Raw genomic sequence first — 219 nt, 5'->3', positions numbered from 1 at the left:
CTATCCCGGCACTCACTTCCCCACCACCCTCCCTATCCCTACCCCCTTGTTCAACACCACGTTCATCTTCCTCCTCTCCCTCCTCTCTCTCCAACTCATCTCCCCCATCCTACCCCTCTCACCACCCACCACATCTCCCCCGCATCCTCGATCAACCCCGCCACCCCCGCCGCCCACTACCTCGACTCCAACGGCGTCGACCGCAAGGACTACAACTCC

General features: G+C 62.1%; 1 protein-coding gene. It reads right to left on the bottom strand.

The window, feature by feature from the left end; genetic code table 11:
* Positions 1-12 precede the first annotated feature (12 nt).
* Positions 13-219: hypothetical protein (locus FS507_RS18040; RefSeq protein WP_186314800.1), on the bottom strand; the 207-nt coding region annotated here is incomplete at its 5' end.

Origin of the sequence: Corynebacterium glyciniphilum AJ 3170 (assembly GCF_007673095.1) — a bacterium.
GTDB lineage: Bacteria > Actinomycetota > Actinomycetes > Mycobacteriales > Mycobacteriaceae > Corynebacterium.
The sequence above is the reverse complement of the archived record's forward strand: the minus strand, read 5'-3'. Positions and strand labels throughout refer to the sequence as shown.